The following is a 19960-nucleotide window of genomic DNA, read 5'->3' as shown; positions in this document are numbered from 1 at the left end:
GAAAGTGACGGGCAGGGGTCGACTCCGCTGGTTTTGCCATTAAGTCACGCCCATGGATTCTCTGGCTTATAAGATTGAGACACGCAGCGCGTGGGCACAGGCCCAACGCGCTGGCGTCTATACAGGCTCTGCCCTTGATGTGGCTGATGGGTTCATCCATCTGTCCGCTCACGATCAAGTGCGCACAACATTGACGCTGTGGTTCAAGGACCAGCCCGACTTGATCCTGGCCAGCGTTGACCTCATCCAGCTAGGCGACACCGTGGTGTGGGAAGCCTCGCGAGGCGGCGCTTTATTCCCCCATATCTATGGCCCCATTCCCATGTCTGCTGTGCAAGGAATCATCGATTTACCGCTTCAGGCTGATGGCGGGCATGAGCTTCCGGTGCGGTTCCCATGATCGACCTTTATGCGAAGGCGACGGCGGCTTTACGAGCTTTGCCGGCGGAGACGGCCCATCAGGCCACAATCGCCAGTTTGAGGGCGGGCCTTGGCCCAAAGGCCAAGCCAGATCGCCCAGAAGAAGCGGTTGAACTCGCGGGCCTCACTTTACCAAACCGCATCGGCCTAGCTGCGGGCTTTGATAAAAATGCCGAAGTGCCCGATGCCATGTTGGCGGCTGGTTTTGGCTTTGTCGAATGCGGCACGGTCACCCCGCGCCCGCAAGCTGGTAACCCTAAACCCCGTTTGTTCCGCTTGGTTGAAGATCAGGCCGTGATCAATCGCATGGGTTTTAACAACGAAGGCTTGACCCATTTTGTGAACCGCCTCCGAGCGCGCGCCCATCGGCCCGGCATTGTGGGGGCCAATATCGGGGCCAATAAGGATAGCGAGGATCGTATCGCAGACTATTGCGAAGGTCTGCGCCGGGTGTGGCTGCATGCTTCCTACATTACGATCAATATTTCTTCGCCCAACACGCCGGGCCTGCGCGCTTTGCAAACTCGGGCAGCGCTAGAAGATCTTTTGGGTCAAGTCATGGTTCTTGCGCAAGCGCAAGCCCGAGCCCATGGACGCAGGCCCGTCTTTCTGAAAGTCGCCCCTGACTTAGACGAAGATGAAGTGCGCGCCATTGCCGAAACGGTCGTGGCACAAAAGATTGATGCGCTGATTGTCTCCAACACGACGGTCGATCGCCCCGATTATCTGCAAGGCAAGCACAAGGTCGAACAAGGTGGTTTGTCGGGTAGACCTGTCTTTGAAAAGTCCACCCGCTTGCTGCAAGAGTTTAAGGGGGCTTTGGGCGACGCGATGCCTTTGATCGGCGTGGGCGGGGTGGCTTCTGCTCAAGACGCACAGGCTAAATTTGAAGCCGGGGCCGATGCGATTCAGCTTTACACCGCTCTGGTCTATGAAGGGCCGGGCCTTGTCCAGAAAATCAAGGACGGGTTGAGGACAGGCTGAGTCCATGCGCCTCCTGCCCATCGTCCATCACCCAGACTACACTGCCGACACGCCAGACGGTCATCGTTTTCCGATGCAGAAATTTGCCCAACTGGCCGAGATCCTGCGCGCTGAGGGCCTCGCTCCCCATGGCTTTGTCTCCCCTGAACCCATCTTGCGGGAAGACCTGATCCGTGCCCATACGCCCGCTTATGTCGACGCGGTCTTAAGCCGAACCTTAGACTCCGCAGCGGTGCGGCGTATCGGCTTTAACCTCAGCGAACGCGTCGTCCTGCGCGCACAATTGGCCACGGCAGGCACACTTCTTGCCGCCCGCCTCGCCTTACAAGAGGGGCTCGCCTGCAATAGCGCCGGGGGCAGTCATCATGCCAGAGCCGATCAAGGCGCGGGCTTTTGCGTCTTCAATGATGTGGCTGTTGCCGCGTCGGTCCTTCTGGCAGAGGGGGCTGTAAAGCAGATCTTGGTGGTGGACTTAGATGTTCACCACGGCGATGGCACGGCCTTGATCTTTCGGAATGAACCGCGCGTCTTCACCTTTTCCCTACATTGCGACGACAATTGGCCACTTGAAAAGCCACCTTCGGATGTGGACGTCGCGCTACCCAAGGGGATGGGCGATGCGGGCTATCTGGCTGCATTGAATGAACATCTGCCCGCATTATTGGACGAGGTTCGTCCAGATGTGGTGTTTTATATTGCGGGTGTCGATCCACATCAGGACGACCGTTTAGGCAAACTCGCCCTAACGGATCAAGGCCTGATGACCCGCGACCGCCGCGTCATCGAAGCCGTCCGCAGGCGGGCTATTCCTTTGGTCACGGTGCTAGGGGGTGGCTATGGCCACGATGTCACCGCGGTAGCGCGGCGGCACAGTTTTGTGTTTCATGCCGCGGCGGATTTTTTGGTGGGGTGATTTAGCGCGCTCCCCTCGCCCCTTTGGGGGGGAGGGGTCGGGGGAGAGGGGCCGGGGGTGAGGGGGGGCCAGCGCAAGAGTTCTTAGCTCAATACGGTGGGGGTCTCTGGCGTACAATTAACTCTATGAATGCGGGCCCTCACCCCAACCCGTCGACCTATAGGTCGACCCCAAAAGGAGAGGGGCTCCTCAGTGACCTAAGCTCTATTCCGCCGCCACCGCGCCATAGCCCATGACGGCTTTGACTTCGAGGAATTCCTCAAGGCCGAAGTCGCCCCATTCGCGGCCATTGCCCGATTGCTTATAGCCGCCAAAGGGGGCCACGGTGTCCGTGCTGGCGCCGTTGATGTGGATCATGCCAGCGCGGATTTGCTTGGCCACAGTGCGGGCGTGGTCGAGGTTTTCCGACTGCACATAGCCGGACAAACCATACACCGTGTCATTGGCCATGCGGATGGCGTCGGCCTCGGTGTCATAGGGGATCATGGTCAAGACAGGGCCAAAGATTTCTTCCCGCGCGATCGTGGTGTCATTGGTTTCGCTGACAAATACCGTGGGGCGCACGAAATAGCCTTTGTTGAAACCTTCAGGGCGGCCGAGGCCGCCAGCGACCAAGGTTGCTTCCTTCATGCCGATTTCGATCAAGGATTGCACCTTCTCAAACTGGCGAGCATTGGCCAAGGGACCCATGGCAAAGCGCTTATCACCAGCCGGGTCTGCTACCACAACCGATTCAGCCGTGGCCTTTGCGATGGCTGCGGCTTCATCCAGCTTTGGACGCGGCACAAACATGCGGGTTGGTGCGTTGCACGACTGGCCCGAATTGGTCATGACTTGCATCACGCCTGACGAAACTGCCTTCTGAATGTCGGCATCTTCCAACACGATATTGGGGGACTTGCCGCCCAGCTCTTGGGCAATGCGTTTCACCGTTGGGGCGGCACTCTTGGCAATCTCAATACCTGCGCGGGTAGAGCCGGTGAAGGAGACAAAGTCGACTTCTTCATGGGTCGACAAAACGCTACCAACGCCTGGGCCATCGCCATTGACGAGGTTGAACACCCCTTTCGGCACGCCTGCCTCATGAATGATGTCGGCTAAAATCATAGCGTCGAGGGGGGCAAGTTCGGACGGTTTCAACACCATGGTGCAGCCAGCCGCCAAAGCGGGGCCAACTTTGCAGCCGATTTGGTTCATCGGCCAGTTCCAAGGGGTGATCAGGCTGCACACGCCAATCGCTTCATAGCGAATGCGGGTATTGCCACGCGAATGCTCCCACGTGAATTCTTTGAGCGCATTCAAGGCCCCCATCAATTGGCCAAGGCCCGCTGGGGCTTGAGCAGCAGTTGCCAACCACATGGGAGCGCCCATTTCCTGGCTGATCGCATGGGCAATTTCAGGCAGCTTGGCCGAGTAGAGCGCGATGATTTTTTCCAAGAGCGCGATGCGCTCATCATGGCTGGTTTCGGAGAAAGCAGGGAAAGCAGCGCGCGCGGCAAGGATGGCCTTCACGGCATCGGCTTCGCTGCCCAGAGAGATGACGGCAATAGGCTCTTCTGTTGCCGGATTGATGACATGGTGATCGCGTGGCGTCACGGGATCAACCCAAGCGCCGTCGATATAAAATTGTTTGCGTTCAATCATGGCAGACTCCCTTGTGCGTTTCTCAACCCCGTTGATCGGGGCTTGTGCATGGCGGCTTCTTCATACCAAGGTCCAAGCGTCATGGCGAGGGACCTACACATGAATTTTATGGCACCGTTCGCAAAAGAGACGCCGGCACACGGCCTAGCGGCGGCGTAGCGAGCCCATCAGGCCGCGCATCAATTCCCGTCCGATAGTGGAACTGGCTTGGCGCACCATGGTCTTCATCGCAGTCTCAGCCAAGCTTTGACGCGACCGGCCAGAGCGGCCACGAGTGCTGCCGAAAATCGTACCCAAAAGGCCTCCAGTGTCTTCAGGCGCATCCGCTTGGCGTGTGGGTTTCGACCGGCTTGGTTCTGGCGCTTCTATTTCTGCCTGTTGCGCCTCAAGTTCGGCCGCCTTACGCTCGAGAATTTCAAACGCGCTCTCGCGGTCAACGACTGCATCATAGCGCGGGCCTATGGGGCTGGCCGAAATCACGCGCGCGCGCGCTTCAGGCGAGCAGGGGCCAACTTGGCTTACAGGCGGGCGGATATAGGTGCGCTCCACAATGGTAGGAATGCCCTTTTCGTCAAGCGTCGAGACCAAAGCCTCCCCAACGCCCAAGGCTGTGATCATATCTTCGGTCTTAAAGCGGGGATTGGGGCGGAAGCTTTCCGCAGCAATCCGTACCGCCTTGGTTTCGCTTGGCGTATAGGCGCGCAAAGCGTGCTGAACCCGGTTGCCCAATTGCGCCAATACGGTTTCTGGAATGTCTTGTGGGTTCTGGGTAACAAAATAAATACCCACGCCCTTTGACCGGATCAGACGCACCACTTGTTCGATTGTATTCAGCAAGGCTTTGGGCGCGTCGCGGAACAATAAATGGGCTTCGTCAAAGAAGAATACCATTTTCGGCCGGTCCATATCGCCAACTTCGGGCAATTGCTCGAACAATTCTGACAGCATCCACAACAGGAAAGTGGAATAGAGCGTCGGGCTTTGGACCAAGCGGTCTGCCGCTAGAATATTGACAATACCTTTGCCGGACAAATCGGTGCGCATGAAGTCGCGCAAATCAAGGGCTGGCTCACCAAAGAAGCCATCGGCACCGGCTTGATCCAATTGCATGATTTTGCGCTGGAGGGCGGCAATCGATTGCGGCGTCACAAGGCCATATTTTTTCGACACCATGCTGTCATTTTCAGCCATGAAGTCGAGAATGGCTTTGAGGTCCTTCATGTCCAACAAGAACAGGCCCTCTTCATCGGCCATTTTGAAAGCAACCGCCAAAGCCCCTTCTTGTGCGTCGCTGACTTCCATCAGGCGGGCAAGAAGCGTCGGGCCCATTTCTGAAATTGTGGTGCGAATAGGGTGACCTTTCTGGCCATAAAGGTCCCAATACACGACCGGGATAGACTCGCTTTTATAGTCATTCAGGCCAATTTGTTCGGCGCGCGCTTTGAACGGGGGCGAAGGCTCCCACGATTGGCTCATGCCCGAAAGGTCGCCTTTGATGTCGGCTGCGAACACGGGCACGCCCGCGCGCGAAAAGCCCTCAGCCAAGACCTGAAGCGTCACGGTCTTGCCCGTGCCGGTCGCCCCCGCAACCAAGCCATGACGATTGGCCCGCTTCAACAAAAGCTCGATGGAGATAAGGGGTTCGCCACCGGCGCCGATCAGAATGGACTCACTCATGGGTTACACCAAATCCTTCTAAATGCTGGAAAAAAGCCTGACCTCACCTTATTGCTGTCTGTTAAACTTGTTAAGGGCAGCGGCGGGAATTTAACCCGTCACCAAGGGGCCGATCAGTCCAACAGCCGCAGCAATGGTCAGAACTCCAAACAAATTCAACGCAAAACCGATGCGCAGCATTTCAGACTGTTTGGGGGCTCCGGTTGCGTAAGCGATGGCATTGGCCGCGGTTGCAATCGGCAGCATGAAGCCAAAGCTTGCTGCAAAGGTGGCTGACGCCCCAATTAAAAACGCATCGCCCCCCGATCCCGCGACCATGGCGGTGAGAACGGGCAACATGGCCGTCAATGTTGCGACATTCGAGGCAAGCTCTGACAGAAAGACCGTCGCGCCGACAAGGATTAAGACCACCATTAGGATAGGCAAAGCGCCAATGCCCGCCATATGGCTGCCGATATAGGTCGAAAGGCCCGTTGCTTCTAAAGCTGCGGCCATCGACAGGCCTCCGCCAAACAGGATGGCAATGCCCCACGGGATGCGCTCGGCCACGTCCCAACCAAGAAGGGCCTTATTTGGTTCGGCTCTGTCGCCCGAAGGCACAACAAACAAAGCAACCGCCCCTAAAATGGCGATCACCATATCGGTCAGGCCTTGAAGGCCGGGCAATTTGCTGACAGGTTCGCGCAAGATCCAAGCGAACGCAACGGCCAGAAAGATGGCCATCACACGGGCTTCTTTCGGGCTCATCGGGCCTAAAGCGCGGGCCTCTGCCGCGATCACGTTACGGGCAGTATCATCGCCCATATGGGCTGGAAGACGATAGGCAATCTTAGTTAGGATCAACCAGGTTAATGGCATCATCACGAGGATTATGGCCCCGCCAATCGCCATCCATTCCGGAAAGCTGAGGCCCACTCCATTGGCGTCTAGCCACTTTGCCCCAATCAGATTGGTGGGCGAGCCAATAGGCGTTCCGATCCCGCCGATGGAGGCGCAATAGGCCACTCCCAAAACACACGCGGCCATAAGTTTCCGCCGCTCTGGCCCCGCCGGCGCGGCTGCCGTGCACACAGCAAGGGCAATCGGTGTCATCATCAAAGCCGTGGCCGTGTTTGATATCCACATCGACAGCAAAGTCGTGGCGATCATAAAGCCACCAACAATGGCTGCAGGGCTGGACCCCACCGCCGCGAGGATATGGATTGCAATGCGGCGGTGAAGGCCCGATTGCTCAATGGCTGCCGCAATCATAAAGCCGCCGATGAACAAGAAGATGATCGGATCGGCATAGGGCGCTGCAGCATCGACGGGCTTTAAGACGCCCAACAACGGAAGCATGCCCAAAGGCAAAAGGGCAGTGGCAGCAACTGGTATCGCCTCACTCACCCACCAAATGATCATCAACGCCAAGAGACTGAGGGCTTTCCAAGCCTTGGGGTCAAGGCCTTCGGGGGCACCAACCCACAGCATGATCGCGGCCACAACAAGCCCCAAGACAAAGCCGATCTTTTGCCCGACACCGGAAGTGCCATGACCTTCTTCAAAATCTGTCTCATGGACGGGTTGCGGCATTGGGTTTCCTCAAATGTGTCTCGCTTCATGACTGATAGTCAGGGTTTTGAGGTCTCGACAAGTGCGGACGGTCTTGGCAGAGGTGAGCCATGACACACAATGATTTGATCGCCCGTGGCCAGTCGGCCGCCCTTACCTCTCTGCCAACTCTTCTGCTTGATCAAGCGCGTCATAAGCGCTTGAACTTTCAGGCCGCTGGCCTGTCTTTTGATTTTTCCCGCGGCCTTCTCAGCCAAGCGGATTTGGATGCCCTTTTGCTCCATGCCCAAGAAATCGGGCTAGAACAAGCACGATCGGATCTTTTCGCCGGGAAAGCAATCAATGTGACCGAAGATCGTGCTGTGATGCACATGGCTTTGCGTCAGCCAGAGCGGGAATTCATGGCCAAGGGGGACGCCATTAGCGCGGCTGTGCGCGCGGGGCGTGCGGCGGCGACAGCCTTTGCGCACGCTATTCGCACCGGGTCGATTGCGGCTTCAGATGGTCGGCCATTCAAATCCATCCTCCATATTGGCATTGGGGGGTCAGACCTTGGCCCGCGCTTGGTCTATGAGGCCTTGGCCCCAACGGCTGGCAGTGACATTACGGTCCGCTTTGCTGCCAATATTGAGCCCGGCGAACTCGCCGCCGCCCTTGTTGGCCTTGACCCGCGTGAGACCTTGATCCTGTGTGTGTCTAAGACTTTCACGACGCTTGAGACTTTAGAGAATTTGACGGCGGCGCGGGCATGGCTGCAAGCCACCATTGGCCCAGACGATAGCGCGCATCTGGTTGCCATCAGTGCGGCGCCTGAAAAGACCAAAGCCGCAGGCTTTAGGCCGGATCGGGTGTTTGACTTTAAAGAATGGGTCGGTGGCCGCTTCTCGCTGTGGTCAGCGGTGGGCCTGTCGTGTGAAATCGCTCTAGGCCCTGAGGTCGTGGCGGAGATGCATGCTGGTGCCGCTGCGATGGACATTATGTTTGAGACGCTGCCACTGGCGGAAAACCCGGTCGTCATCGCAAGCCTGATTGGGTGGTGGAACCGGACCTGTCTCAATTTCAAAAGCCGCGCGGTTATTCCCTATGCTAAGCGCTTGCGCCTCTTGCCGCAATTTCTGCAGCAATTGGAGATGGAATCCAACGGCAAGTCGGTCGATCTGGGCGGTCACAATGTTGCAACTTCTGGCCCGGTGGTTTGGGGGGCCGAAGGCACCAATGCTCAGCATGCCTTCTTCCAGCATCTGCATCAAAGCCCGGATGTTACGCCGGTTGAATTCATCGCCATCGCCCAAGATGATGAGAATGCAGCCGGCCGCACCCGCATGACTTTGGCCAATGTTTTGGCCCAAGCCGAAGCTCTGACCCATGGCAAGAGTTTGGAGTCGGTGAGACAGACGATGCAGGCAGCCGGGGCGCGTGCCGAGCAAATTGCCGCGATTGCCCCCCACCGGGTTTTCAAGGGAAATCGCCCCTCCAGCTTTGTACTGATGGACCGCTTAAGCCCCGCCAATTTTGGCGCCTATCTGGCCTTCTGCGAGCACCGCACCTTTGTTGAAGGCAAGCTGTGGGGCGTCAATTCATTTGACCAATGGGGCGTTGAACTGGGCAAGGTCATTGCCAGCGAAATCGATATGGATTTGCAAAATGGCCCCAGCGATCGCCGTGACCCATCCAGTGTGGCGATGATTGAAAAGATACGCGCCTTGCGGGCTTAGCCAAACATCACTTTGGCGGCGGCAGCTTTGACAGGCAGGGTCTCAATCCCGGCATCCTTGAGGGTCGTAATCACATCCTCAAGGTTTTCCGGCGTGCAGCCGTAGTCTGATGGGTCTGGCCCCACGTCATGGGTGAAAAAGATGATCCAAGCCTGCCGTTCTTTAGCCTCGGCGACCAGATCTCGGACGCGGCCAATATCGTGCTGACGCCGCTCAATCCCAATGGCACGCAGCTCAGAGAAATCCACCCGACCCACATTTAGGCCGCGATAGACGCCCCGACAGGTAAAAAAGTGGCGGGCATAATAGGCTTTCGCGGCCAAACTGACCGCGCCATAGGGATAGGCAAAGCTGGTCATCCGCACATCACCCAGCGTCTGACGCATAAAGTCCGCATTGGCTTGTCGATCCTCATCGCGCCCGGCATCATTTAGCTTGGTGACAAAGGGGTGGGCATAGGTGTGGCAGGCGATCTCATGGCCTGCTTGATGCAGCGCCAAAAGGTCATGGGCTTCATGCTGGGGTCGGTCTTCAAACGTTTGACCCGTATGGCCGCCACAGACATAGAAGGTGCCCTGGATCTGGGCGCGCTGCAAAATGGGTGCGCCGACGCGGGCTGCGGAAAATGGAATGTCATCAAAGCTGATCGAAGCGACCGCTTGAGAAAGGCGTGATTGGATTGGGTTCAGTGGAATGGCGCGCGTGATGGCCCCCTCGATCCGGGTCAGAAGTCCAGTCGCCATGATTACACAGCCTCCGTGGTGCGCACAGGCATGGGTTCGACAGGCAACACATGGATGCGCACAATGTCGCTGCCGTCAAAGTCGGCGGGCAAGCTTTTCCGCAATTGGCCGCGACTGTCGTCTGCCGCTTCGAGGGTGAAACCGAGGCCCAAGAAGAGATCGCGTGCAGGGCCATTGCGAGCTGCTTTCTGGTAAGTGATCGAAAGCGCCTCTGCCCCGGCGACATGATAGCGCGCGGCCAGCCACGCAAAGAAAGCCGCTTCCACCCGTTTGCGCTGCACGCGGCAGCTCATGAAGAAGTCGCGTATGTGACCCGTCTTGGGGGTGCCATAGGCAAAGCCGATCAGGCCATAATCGCCAAAGCGGTCGGCACAGCGCAGCGTCCAAGCCTCGCCACCATTTTCGTCCGACAACATGGCAGCGACATCATCGCGGCTATAGCGGGTCGCAGCAATATTGAGTTGGTTGGTTCGCTGCGACAATTCATAAACCCGCTCCGCATCCTCAGGCGACAGGGCAGAGACGGTCAAAACCAGATCACAATTGCGCAGGAATTGGTCCATATCGCCAGCCGCAGACTCGGCAGCTAAGGCGCGCTGGGCTTCCACGGCATAGAGCGCGCGACGGCCTTTGCTTTCCGGAGTCACTGGCACGTCAAATTGCGGGCGATCTAACAAGGTGAGCGCCTCTGTTTCGGCCAATACGGTTACATATGGATGGGCTTCGCCCACCTCGCCGCGCTCAAACGGCTGATCGTCAAGGAAGACGAAGGTATCAAGGCCCAGATTGAGCGTCTCAGCGATGCGCGCCAAGGCCAAGCTTTTGGGCCCCCAGCTGATCTGCGGAGCGAGCATGAATTCCAGCAGTCCATGATGGGCGAGGGCGGCTATTGCCTCATCATGATTATTCTTGCTAGCGACGGACTGAAGAATACCGCGCGCATCGAGGCCTAAGATCACGTCGCGAATGCCTGGCTTTACAACCACGCCCTCAGGCCCGTCTTCGACCAAAACACCGTCCCAAATTGTGTGATCCAGGTCCCAGACCACGACTTTGGCTTTGGCAGCAGGTGCGCTAAGCTTCGGAGCGCTCTCTGTTTCGACCGTTTTCGCCCAGCTTACAAAATCACATAAGCCAAACAGGACTTCCAGACCTTCAGTTTCGCCCATCGGCTCGATTTGAACCAGATAATCCTGCCCAAGGTCGATCGTGCGCGCAATATCTGCACCCGGGATCGAGACCCGGGTCCAGTCGGAACCCAAGGTGAATTGGCATTGGAACAGGGCAGGGTTGGTCTTGTCGACTGGCACCAAAGTCAAAGTGAAGGGGATCGCCTTTGCCGACAGAGCAGCCCCTTCGATCAAGAAGGCATCAAACTCCCCGGGTAAGCTTTGGGCAAAGCTGCGATGCTTGGCGGTGCGTGCGCGCGCCTCTCGCCGGGCAAGAAAGGCCAAGCCAAGCCCGAGAGCCGGTTGTTGGGCTTGTTCGAGATGCGCGGCTTCGGCTTTTTCAACCCGACCCACAGGGCCACGACCCTCGAGCTTGCCCCAGCGGCGAAAAGCGATCCGAGTCAAAGGCGTGTTGTGGACTGCTCCCGTCTCAATGGTTTCAATGCCATGGGCAAAGCGCCGGCAATGGCCATCGGGGCGTGGGGTGTAGAAACTGCACGCGGTGTAACAGGTGGGCGCGGCACATTCGGAACAATGCTCCCCCCACACAATCATGCTGCGGCTTTGGATCAAGTCATAGGTCGCGGCGCGCGCATCGGTCATGGCTTCAGGCAGCCGCATGCGGGCCTGAGCTTTATCCAGCGCCACCGTCTCTTTCATTACTTGACCCCTTTGAAGCCTGTCTAACAGGTCGGGCTTAAAAAACCATTTTCCAGCTTGGTTCAGCACTGTCTGCAACAGGACATGCAATTTGACTTCACTTGTGCTAGAGACGTCCTCAAATTTCTGAAAGGCCAAGACCCTGTCGTCCGAACTTAGTGATACTCAAAACCCAAATCTGAAAGACATCATCCTCACATCTTTGGATGACGACCAAGCAGAAGATGTGCTGTGCATTGATTTAACTGGCAAAAGTTCTATCGCCGATGCCATCATCGTCGCCTCCGGTCGTTCGCAGCGCCATGTAGCCGCGATTGCAGACCATATTGTGCGCAAGCTGAAAGATGCAGGCGTTGGCAAAGCGCGGGTTGAGGGCCTGCCCAATGCCGACTGGGTATTGATCGATGCTGGCGATATTGTCGCCCATATCTTCCGACCAGAAGTGCGCGCCTTTTATGCGATTGAACGCATTTGGACTGGCGAAACCCGTCACGCGGCAGGTGCTGCTTGAATGTGACTTTGGCTGCCATCGGGCGGCTTAAGGCGCAAGAACCCGAACAAGTGATGACGCTCGACTGGCTCGGCCGTGCCGATGCTATGGGTAAGCCCTTGGGCATTAAGGCGGTTCGTTTAGCCGAAATTGACCCACGTTTGCGCGAACCCGACCGCGATAAAGAGGCAGCGGCCCTTTTGGCAGCGATTGAGGCGGGCAGTTTCATCATTGCGCTGGATGAACGCGGCGAGGCGCCAGGTTCTGTTGGCTTTGCGAACCGTTTGGCCAGCCTGCGCGATCAAGGCCAACGCCATATTGTCTTGGCCATTGGTGGCCCGGATGGACATGGTAAAGCCTTATCCCAAGCCGCTTCCATGAAACTAGCCTTTGGGTCATGGACTTGGCCACACAAGCTTGTACGCGCCATGGCAGCCGAACAAATTTATCGTGCCATTTCCATTTTGGCAGGCACACCCTATCATCGGGTTTGAGGCCCATGTAACGCCAAGATGACCGCGGCGGCAAATCCGGCTATTTCACCAATCATGCGCAGATTTCGGGCGATCCTTCTGGTGGGTGTGACGCTGGGTGCAGCCATGCCTGTCTATGGCCAAAGCTCTGCTGAGCAAGAACTGAAGCGCCTCGAAGCCGAGCGTCTTCGGCGCGAAGAACGTGTAGGGGCCCTGGTTGATGATGCTAATCGCGTCGCAAGTGACGCTGAAGCCCTCAGAAAGAAGCTTGTTGCCGCCGCAGAAGATCGTGATCGGCTTGAGCGCGAGGTAGAACGCTCGGAAGTGCGTTTGATCCAAATGCGGGCGCAGGAAAAGCAGTTAAATGCAAAGCTTGCTAACAATCGTGATGCGTTAGAAGATGTCGTAATCGCCCTGATTGCGATGGAAAGAGACCGTCCACCGGCTTTGGCCGTGCGGCCCAAGAATGCCGCCGAGGCCGCCCGTGTGGCGATCTTGATGGGCGAAATTGCACCCCTGCTTGATGATCGCGCCAAACAGGCCGCAGCTGATATTGCGCGCCTCCAAAACCTGCGTGAGTCCATTCTGATGCAAAATACCAGCTATCGGGAAAGCAACACTCGCTTGATGATTGCGCGGCAGACGATTGGCGCCTTGATTCAGGAAAGGCGCATGGTGCAGGCCCGCATTATGCGGGATGCCGACACCGAGCGAGCGCGGATTTCAGAAATTGTCCGCCGCGCCAACGATTTGCGTGATTTGGTGATCCGCTTGGGTGGCTCGGTTCCCGGATTAGACCTCCAAGAGCAACAGGATGGGTCGGACTTTGCGCGTGGCTTTGATCGCGCCATGGGGACGGTAACCTATCCGGCCTATGGCCAAGTTGTGAAAGGCTTTGGCGCTGCATTGGAAAGTGGCGGCCGCTCTGAAGGCATTACCATTCGCACCCGCCGGTCGGCCCAAGTTGTTGCCCCATTTGATGGTGAAGTAGAGTTTGCTGGCCCCTTCCGTTCCTATGGACGGGTGATGATTTTGAATGTCGGTAATGGCTATCATATTGTTTTAGCAGGCATGGCGACGATTTATGTGGAAGCGGGCCAAGAAGTTTTGGCTGGCGAACCGATTGGCGAGATGGCGACCGATAGTCGCATTGTCCCAGACCTCTATATGGAAGTGCGCAAACAAAGTACGCCGCAAAATCCCAATTTGTGGCTCAAGCGGCCAAACGGCACCTGATTTCGCGTTCGCGCCGATGCCGGACTGTAGATTAAATCACCGCAATCAACTGTGGTAGGTGGTGCTTAACCACTTTGATTAGACTATATAGATAAGACAAGTTTGTTGATGATCTCATGGCCTTAGCCACTCGGAGTAGTTGCATATGACAGATTCCCAAAAGACACAGCGCTGGTGGATTGCGCCAGTCTTGGCCGGAACCTTGGGATTGGGTGCCGCTTTGGGCGCAACGGCAGTTGCGTGGTCGGCGGGTGGTCGGCCTGACAGCGCCGCCCCGGCCGCAAAGGGTGAAGATACGCTGCGCCAGCTGGAGATTTTTGCCGATGTGATGGCACGCGTCAAAACCGATTATGTGGTGCCAACAAAGGACGACAAATTGGTGGCTGCCGCAATCGATGGCATGCTGCAATCGCTCGACCCGCATTCGAGCTTTCTCGATGCCGAAGCCTTCAACAATATGCAGGTCTCGACCAAAGGTGAGTATGGCGGCATTGGGATCGAAGTCACCAGTGAAGATGGCGCTGTGAAAGTCATTTCCCCGATGGATGACAGCCCAGCTGTGCGGGCGGGCATTAAGGCTGGCGATAAGTTGATTGCGGTCGATGGGGTGTCAATCCTTGGCCTACCCTTGGATGAAGCCGTCAAGAAAATGCGCGGGCAGGTGGGGACCTCGATTGACGTTACTGTTGCCCGTGAAGGCCAAGAGCCATTTGTGGCGAAAGTAATGCGCGAAACCATCGTGCTGAAACCAGTCACCAGCAAGATTGAAGGCGATTTTGGCTATATCCGTATCTCGACCTTTGTGAATGAGCGTACTTCAGAAGGCTTGAATAAGGCGGTTGATGATATTCAGCGCCAATTGGGTGGCCGTTTGAAAGGCATCGTGCTGGACTTGCGCAATAATGGCGGGGGCCTGCTGGACCAAGCCATTGAAGTCACGGATGTGTTCATGGATCGTGGTGAGGTTGTCTCTACGCGGGGCCGTCGCCCCGACGACATCCAGCGCTATTATGGCACCCCCGGTGAGCGTTTGGCCGGTGTGCCGATGGTGATTTTGATCAATGAGGGCACGGCTTCGGCGTCAGAAATCGTGGCGGGCGCGTTGCAAGATCGCGGTCGCGCAACCATTGTCGGCATGGCTTCGTTTGGCAAGGGCTCAGTTCAGACCGTGATCCCCCTGCGCAGTGGCCGCGATGGCGCATTGCGGCTGACGACCTCGAAATATTACACCCCGGCTGGGCGCTCCATCCAAGGTGCGGGTATTGAGCCTGACATTGAAATCAGCGCCGTTCGCATCACCGAGGAACAACTCAAAGAGCGCAAGGCTTTATTCCAAGGTGAAGAAGATCTGCCCCACGCGCTCGATAATGAAAGCGGTGTGAAGCGTAAGCCACCTCATATGCCAGCCGAAATGCCGCCCGTGGGTTGGAATGAGAAGGAAGACTATCAGCTCAAGCGTGCCTATGAGCTTCTTGCGAAAGGCCTGCCTAAGCGAACTCCAGCCGTCACCACCCGTCGTGCGGAAGTCAAGCCAGGGGAGGGTGCGCGCGCACCCGTGTCCGGGGCACCTGTTACGCCAAACTAAGGGCGATCTGTTGCATGGTGGCGCGGGTAGCCCAAGTAAGCCTGCCATCTGGGCGCAGCATTGAAGCTTGTTTTACCGGTCGTCGCGGTGCCAAGCGCCTAACCATGCGCGTCGACCCGATCAAGCGCCGCCTCGTCGTCAGTGGACCATTGCGTGTCTCGCACAAGCAAGCCTTGGGCTTTGTGCAGGAAAATGCAGCTTGGATCGAAGCGCGCTTGGATGCCCTGCCAAAACCAGCCCCCTTTGTTGAAGGGGCAGAAATAATGTTTCGGGGAAGGCCGACGCGCTTGGTCCGCGTCCCCGGACGCGGAGCCCCGATTTATCAAGATGGGCTTGAGCCTTGCTTGGTGATTGCCGCCACGCCGGCCCGCTTCAGTGCGCGGGTCGCGGTAGCCTTGAAGGCCTTCGCGCGATCCGATGCTGTCCATTATGCCGACAGCTTTGCTGCACGTCTTGGGAAGGGGCCTGCCTCAATTGCGCTGCGCGATACGCGGACGCGCTGGGGCTCGTGCACCTCGCGTGGGGATATCATGCTGTCGTGGCGCTTGATTGGGGCACCGCCCAAAGTGTTCGAATATGTCGTCGCTCATGAGATGGCGCATCTCTTAGAGTTGAACCATTCGCCAGCCTTTTGGGCCCATGTGGCCCGCCTCATGCCCGACTGGAAGCCCGCGCGCGCTTGGCTGAAAAGCCAAGGTGGCCAGCTTCAAGCTTTGGGCAGCTAGCCGAATTCAGCCGCCGCCGACAGCACGCGATAGGGCGGCCGTCCCAAGGCGGCAAAGCCAATGGCCACCCCTGCCAGCGCAAACACCGTCACGGCACCCCCGACGATGGAGCCTACAAGGCCGAAGTTCAAAATCCAGTCGGCTTCCAGCACTTGGGTTACGATCGCATAGGCAGCGCCAAGGCCAAGGCCTGCCCCGATCAAGGCCGCAATCAGGCCCGCGCAGGCTTGCTCAATCGCCATGGCCCCTACAATCCGGGCGCGACTGGCCCCAAGACTTTTCAGGATTGCGGCCTCATAGAGGCGTCTACGGCTGCCCGCAGCCAAAGCACCTGCAACCGCAGCTGCCCCTGCGGCCAATGCGACCGCAGCAATCGCCTGAATGGCGATGGCGAGGCTTTCAAACAAATCGCCTGCCGCCGCCAAAGCATCGCGCACCCGCACAATACCCACGGCTGGAAAGTCCTTCGCCAGCGCTTGTGTCATGGCCGCCTCTTCAGCCGGCGTCAGACGCGCAATGGCGAAGTGACGGAATTGGGCGCCTTCAAAGGCTCCCGGCGCAAAGACGACCGCAAAATTGGCACCAAAGCCTCCCCAATCGACTTTGCGGAGGTTTTCAACTCTGGCCTCAATCTCGCGGCCTGAAACCAAAATGCCGATCGTATCGCCAACTTTGGCCCCAATGCCTTCGGCAGCTTCGGCCTCAAGGCTGACTTTGGCTTCAAACGGGTCGTTATAATCCTCTGGCCACCAGGTGCCCGCTGTCAGTTTCGCGCCTTCGGGTTGTTTGGCCTGCCAGGTCGAGCCGATTTCTTGTTCTACGAACCAACGCTCGGAAGGCTTGACCTTTTCAACGTCGATCTCTTGACCATTGAGCGAGATAACCCGGATCGTCATGACGGGTGTGCGCCCATAATCATCCGACTTCAGGCGAGGGACCGTCGCTTTCACCAAGGCATCAAACTCAAGCGCTTTGAGGTCAGGGATTTCGGTATAGGCCACACTTGGGGCTTTGGCGGGGGCTGTATCGCGTACTTGAGCTACAAGGTTTGACTGGATTTGGCCGAGCGCGACCAAAAGTGCGAGGCCCAAGCCTAAGGCAGGGGCAGCGGCTGGTGCGAGGGAACCGGGGCCGCCGAGTGCCGCAAGCCCCAATCCCCAAGCCCCGCCGGGCCTTGGGGCACGATGGGCAAGCACTTGGGCGGCTTTGCCAAGTCCGTAAAAGGCAAGCCAACCAAGACCTGCGCCAATCGCCAAGAGGATTGCCATCCTAGGATCGGGGCTTGTTACAGCAAACAGGCCTGCCAGCGCCACAAGGCCCAATATGGCCGCGATACGTTCTGCCAAAGGCGTTGGGCTGTCGCCACCGCCCCCACGTAATAGATGGGAAGGTGGTGTCGCACGGGCCGCCCCCAAAGGTGGTGCCGCAAAGGCAAAAGCACATAAGAGGCCGATCCCGGCAGCGGCCGCCAAAGGCTTTGGAAACAGCGTCAGCTCAATCGGGATGGGCAGGGCATTGCCATAGGCCCAAGCGGTCAAGAAAGGTGCTGACCCGCCAATCACAACCCCCAAAAGTGCACCCAAAAGCGCCAAGCACAAAATCTGAAGGCCATATGCCAAACGGACATCGCCGCCCGAAGCCCCCATGGCCTTGAGAATGGCAATTGAGCCACGCCGGGTTTGCAAATGCCCGCGAACAGCCCCCGCTACGCCTAAGCCGCCAGCCAGAAGGGCGGCAAAGCCGACGCACGATAGGAACAATTCCACCCGATCCAGCGCCCGATCAAACCCTTCTGCAGAGCGGGATTTATCGCGCAATGATACTTTGTCATTTGGAAAGGCCTTGTCGAAAGCAGCTTTAGTTGCCGGTGCCGTAGCTGGATCTTTAAGCTTCACCCGAAGGGCGGAAGAAAACAGGGCGCCCGGTTGGGCAAGATTAAGGGGCTTAAGGGCAGCGGTCGATACCATCAAACGCGGTGAAAAGGCAAAACCACGGCCCAAAGCGTCTGGCTCTTTCACCAGAACCGCGCGGATCTGCACCTTGCCATAGGGCAAAGCAATCTCATCGCCCACGTTCAGCTTAAAGGCATCGAGCAAGGCCTGTTCAGCGACCGCGCCCCAAACACCATTCCTCTCCACCAGAAGGTCTTGCAGATTCTGCTGTGGTGCAAGGGTGACATTACCTTCTAGCGGATGGACTTGATCGACCGCCCGCAATTGGATCAGGCGACGCACTTCACCGGATGTGCCCATCGTATTGCTATCAATCGCCAGCGAAGTGGTGCCGCGTGCATTGAAGAAAGCCAGTTGTTCGGGGCTTGGCGTGCGTTGACGCAGGTTCAAGACAAAGTCGCCGCCCAAGATGCGACGCTGCTCGGCGTCAAGGCCAGAGCGAAAGGCCTGCGCCATGCTGCCTGCGGCGGCAATAGCCGCAACGCCAATGGCCAAGCAAACCAGAAACAGCCGGAAGCCCTTAATGCCGCTGCGCAGCTCTGCCACCGCAATGTTGAACGCATAGGACCAGCGCGTCACGAAGCAACCTTCCCATCTTCTAAACGCACAATCCGGTCGCAGGCGGCAGCAAGGCTGGCTTCATGGGTGACCAGTACCAAAGCCGCGCCTTGGCTGCGGGCGGCATCAAATAAGAGATCACGCACCGATTGACCGGCTGCTTGGTCAAGATTGCCCGTCGGTTCATCGGCGAAAATGAGTTTGGGTTGGATCACGGTTGCACGCGCCACGGCGACGCGCTGTTGCTCCCCACCGGATAGCTGGCTGGGGTAGTGCTTAAGCCTGTGGCTGAGGCCTACTTTTTCAAGTGCGGCGGCGGCAGCCTCGCGGGCCGCTTTACCTGTTGAAATATCAGCGGTTTCAAGCGCAGTGGCGACATTTTCCAGCGCCGTCATATTAGGAAGGAGGTGGAAGGCTTGGAATACAATGCCAATTCGCCCGCGCCGCACAGCGGCCAATTGGTCTTCACTCAGACCCACAAGTTCAGTGCCCAACAGCTTGACGGAGCCGCCGCTTGCGGGTTCGAGCCCCGTTGACACCGCCAAGAGGCTAGACTTGCCAGAGCCTGACCTGCCGGTGATGGCGACAATCTCGCCCGCCCGGATCTCGCCATCAATCCCTTTGAGAATATGGACGGGGCCATCGGCCCCCGGCAGGGATAAGGTTACGTTTTCAAGCGAGAGGACAATATCATTCTGGGTCATAGACTGCACATAATCTAGAAAGGGGCTGTCGCAATGGGTGTGAAGGCTTAAATAAGCGTCATGTTGCACTTGCCACCATTTTTCACCACCCGTCGAGCCTTTGTGGCCCTGAGCGCGGCACTCCTGCTGACGGGCAAGGAAGCTGCCGCCCAGGCGGGCAAAGCGGCCCGCCCTCGACCCTTTACGATTGTTGCCTTTGGCGATTCTTTGACTGCAGGGCTCGGCGTCAAGCGTAGCGAAGCCTTTCCAGCCCGCTTGGAGGCTCGGTTGAAGGCGGCGGGCTATGATCTGCGGATCGCCAATGCGGGTCTATCGGGCGACACAACCGCCGGGGCTTTAGCGCGCTTTGATTTTGCCGTCCCCCGCGGGACGGACGCAGTCCTCTTGGCCATTGGGGCCAATGACATGTTGCAAGGGCGCAGCCCAGAAGACGCCAAGAAGAATATTGATGCCATGATTACACGGGCAAAGGCGCGGGGCCTTAAAGTCGCTTTGCTTGGCATGCGGGCTCCTAGCAACTGGGGCGCAGATTATCGTGCACGCTTTGATGGGATCTATCCCAGCCTGGCCCGCAAACATGCCATCCCGCTTGACCCCTTTGTGCTGGAAGGCGTGGCCCTCAACCCCGCCCTCAACCAAGCCGATGGCATCCATCCAAACCCTCTCGGTGCCGACCGGATTGCCGCTCGCCTTGTGCCCTTTGTGGCAAAATCATTTGGTCTTAAGCCCAAGCGCCCCTAAACCCTGCTCGCCGCTACAAG

17 protein-coding genes are annotated in these 19960 nt (G+C 57.8%); 10 read left to right on the top strand and 7 right to left on the bottom strand.

Features of this window, described 5'->3' with window-relative positions; translation table 11 throughout:
* Positions 1-52 precede the first annotated feature (52 nt).
* The 3 genes from B7364_RS16330 to B7364_RS16320 are packed head-to-tail and all read left to right on the top strand — an operon-like array spanning position 53 to position 2317.
* Complete coding sequence (locus tag B7364_RS16330) at positions 53-400, top strand: DUF952 domain-containing protein (protein ID WP_085341113.1); 348 nt, start codon at positions 53-55, stop codon at positions 398-400.
* Positions 397-1404 carry a quinone-dependent dihydroorotate dehydrogenase gene (locus B7364_RS16325; protein WP_106407668.1) on the top strand — a complete coding sequence of 336 codons (1008 nt, stop codon included), beginning with the start codon at positions 397-399 and terminating at the stop codon, positions 1402-1404. Before B7364_RS16330 ends, B7364_RS16325 begins: the two co-directional genes overlap by 4 nt.
* Positions 1405-1408: 4 nt before the next feature.
* Positions 1409-2317, top strand: a complete 909-nt coding sequence (locus tag B7364_RS16320; RefSeq protein WP_085341112.1) for a histone deacetylase family protein — start codon at positions 1409-1411, stop codon at positions 2315-2317.
* 204 nt (positions 2318-2521) lie between these two features.
* Here B7364_RS16320 and B7364_RS16315 read toward each other — a convergent pair whose 3' ends face one another.
* From B7364_RS16315 to B7364_RS16305, 3 genes are all read right to left on the bottom strand, one after another.
* Positions 2522-3961: an aldehyde dehydrogenase family protein gene (locus B7364_RS16315; RefSeq protein WP_085341111.1), complete on the bottom strand. Its 1440-nt coding sequence runs from the start codon at positions 3959-3961 to the stop codon at positions 2522-2524.
* Positions 3962-4105: 144 nt separating this feature from the next.
* Positions 4106-5638, bottom strand: a complete 1533-nt coding sequence (locus B7364_RS16310) for a helicase HerA-like domain-containing protein (RefSeq protein ID WP_085341110.1) — start codon at positions 5636-5638, stop codon at positions 4106-4108.
* Positions 5639-5728: 90 nt separating this feature from the next.
* Complete coding sequence (locus tag B7364_RS16305; protein WP_085341109.1) at positions 5729-7210, bottom strand: SLC13 family permease; 1482 nt, start codon at positions 7208-7210, stop codon at positions 5729-5731.
* A gap of 89 nt (positions 7211-7299) precedes the next feature.
* Here B7364_RS16305 and pgi point away from each other — a divergent pair, with 89 nt between their 5' ends.
* On the top strand, positions 7300-8904 hold the full coding sequence (gene pgi / locus B7364_RS16300; protein WP_085341108.1) for a glucose-6-phosphate isomerase: 1605 nt from the start codon (positions 7300-7302) through the stop codon (positions 8902-8904).
* On the opposite strand, the gene B7364_RS16295 is transcribed toward pgi, so the two are convergent.
* Complete coding sequence (locus B7364_RS16295; protein ID WP_085341107.1) at positions 8901-9647, bottom strand: polysaccharide deacetylase family protein; 747 nt, start codon at positions 9645-9647, stop codon at positions 8901-8903. The genes pgi and B7364_RS16295 overlap by 4 nt on opposite strands.
* 2 nt (positions 9648-9649) lie before the next feature.
* Positions 9650-11476, bottom strand: a complete 1827-nt coding sequence (locus B7364_RS16290; RefSeq protein WP_157893761.1) for an HAD-IIIC family phosphatase — start codon at positions 11474-11476, stop codon at positions 9650-9652.
* A 142-nt stretch (positions 11477-11618) separates the two neighbouring features.
* Between B7364_RS16290 and rsfS the strand changes: the two genes are divergently transcribed.
* From rsfS to B7364_RS16265, 5 genes are all read left to right on the top strand, one after another.
* Positions 11619-11987, top strand: coding sequence for a ribosome silencing factor (gene rsfS, locus B7364_RS16285; protein ID WP_106407667.1), 369 nt, complete (start codon positions 11619-11621; stop codon positions 11985-11987).
* A gap of 2 nt (positions 11988-11989) precedes the next feature.
* Positions 11990-12460 (top strand): 23S rRNA (pseudouridine(1915)-N(3))-methyltransferase RlmH, encoded by a 471-nt coding sequence (locus B7364_RS16280; RefSeq protein WP_232780940.1) that lies wholly within the window; start codon positions 11990-11992, stop codon positions 12458-12460.
* A gap of 18 nt (positions 12461-12478) precedes the next feature.
* Entirely contained in the window at positions 12479-13675 is a 1197-nt protein-coding gene (locus tag B7364_RS16275; RefSeq protein WP_085341103.1) for a murein hydrolase activator EnvC family protein, read from the top strand.
* Between the two features lie 145 nt (positions 13676-13820).
* A complete protein-coding gene (locus B7364_RS16270; protein WP_085341102.1) occupies positions 13821-15260 on the top strand; it encodes a S41 family peptidase in 1440 nt (479 codons plus the stop codon).
* 14 nt (positions 15261-15274) lie between these two features.
* Positions 15275-15985, top strand: coding sequence for a M48 family metallopeptidase (locus B7364_RS16265; RefSeq protein WP_085341101.1), 711 nt, complete (start codon positions 15275-15277; stop codon positions 15983-15985).
* Here the strand turns inward: B7364_RS16265 and B7364_RS16260 are convergent.
* Positions 15982-18516, bottom strand: a complete 2535-nt coding sequence (locus tag B7364_RS16260; protein ID WP_085341100.1) for an ABC transporter permease — start codon at positions 18514-18516, stop codon at positions 15982-15984. The two genes, B7364_RS16265 and B7364_RS16260, sit on opposite strands and share 4 nt — an antisense overlap.
* Positions 18513-19199: an ABC transporter ATP-binding protein gene (locus B7364_RS16255; RefSeq protein ID WP_085341099.1), complete on the bottom strand. Its 687-nt coding sequence runs from the start codon at positions 19197-19199 to the stop codon at positions 18513-18515. The genes B7364_RS16260 and B7364_RS16255 overlap by 4 nt, the downstream gene beginning before the upstream one ends.
* 60 nt (positions 19200-19259) lie before the next feature.
* Between B7364_RS16255 and B7364_RS16250 the strand changes: the two genes are divergently transcribed.
* On the top strand, positions 19260-19940 hold the full coding sequence (locus tag B7364_RS16250; protein ID WP_085341098.1) for an arylesterase: 681 nt from the start codon (positions 19260-19262) through the stop codon (positions 19938-19940).
* Positions 19941-19960 lie beyond the last annotated feature (20 nt).

This window comes from Aquidulcibacter paucihalophilus (assembly GCF_002105465.1).
In the GTDB taxonomy this organism is placed as follows: domain Bacteria; phylum Pseudomonadota; class Alphaproteobacteria; order Caulobacterales; family Aquidulcibacteraceae; genus Aquidulcibacter; species Aquidulcibacter paucihalophilus.
Note: the sequence above shows the minus strand (reverse complement) of the source record. Positions and strands in the feature narration are given on the sequence as shown.

Excerpts from the sequence above, each read along its gene's own strand:
- B7364_RS16270 (WP_085341102.1), top strand. The coding sequence starts at position 13,821 with ATGACAGATTCCCAAAAGACACAGCGCTGGTGGATTGCGCCAGTCTTG.
- B7364_RS16320 (WP_085341112.1), top strand. The coding sequence starts at position 1,409 with ATGCGCCTCCTGCCCATCGTCCATCACCCAGACTACACTGCCGACACG.
- B7364_RS16290 (WP_157893761.1), bottom strand. The coding sequence starts at position 11,476 with ATGAAAGAGACGGTGGCGCTGGATAAAGCTCAGGCCCGCATGCGGCTG.
- B7364_RS16325 (WP_106407668.1), top strand. The coding sequence starts at position 397 with ATGATCGACCTTTATGCGAAGGCGACGGCGGCTTTACGAGCTTTGCCG.
- B7364_RS16330 (WP_085341113.1), top strand. The coding sequence starts at position 53 with ATGGATTCTCTGGCTTATAAGATTGAGACACGCAGCGCGTGGGCACAG.
- B7364_RS16305 (WP_085341109.1), bottom strand. The coding sequence starts at position 7,210 with ATGCCGCAACCCGTCCATGAGACAGATTTTGAAGAAGGTCATGGCACT.
- B7364_RS16315 (WP_085341111.1), bottom strand. The coding sequence starts at position 3,961 with ATGATTGAACGCAAACAATTTTATATCGACGGCGCTTGGGTTGATCCC.
- B7364_RS16295 (WP_085341107.1), bottom strand. The coding sequence starts at position 9,647 with ATGGCGACTGGACTTCTGACCCGGATCGAGGGGGCCATCACGCGCGCC.
- B7364_RS16255 (WP_085341099.1), bottom strand. The coding sequence starts at position 19,199 with ATGACCCAGAATGATATTGTCCTCTCGCTTGAAAACGTAACCTTATCC.
- B7364_RS16310 (WP_085341110.1), bottom strand. The coding sequence starts at position 5,638 with ATGAGTGAGTCCATTCTGATCGGCGCCGGTGGCGAACCCCTTATCTCC.
- B7364_RS16275 (WP_085341103.1), top strand. The coding sequence starts at position 12,479 with ATGACCGCGGCGGCAAATCCGGCTATTTCACCAATCATGCGCAGATTT.
- B7364_RS16265 (WP_085341101.1), top strand. The coding sequence starts at position 15,275 with ATGGTGGCGCGGGTAGCCCAAGTAAGCCTGCCATCTGGGCGCAGCATT.
- pgi (WP_085341108.1), top strand. The coding sequence starts at position 7,300 with ATGACACACAATGATTTGATCGCCCGTGGCCAGTCGGCCGCCCTTACC.
- B7364_RS16250 (WP_085341098.1), top strand. The coding sequence starts at position 19,260 with ATGTTGCACTTGCCACCATTTTTCACCACCCGTCGAGCCTTTGTGGCC.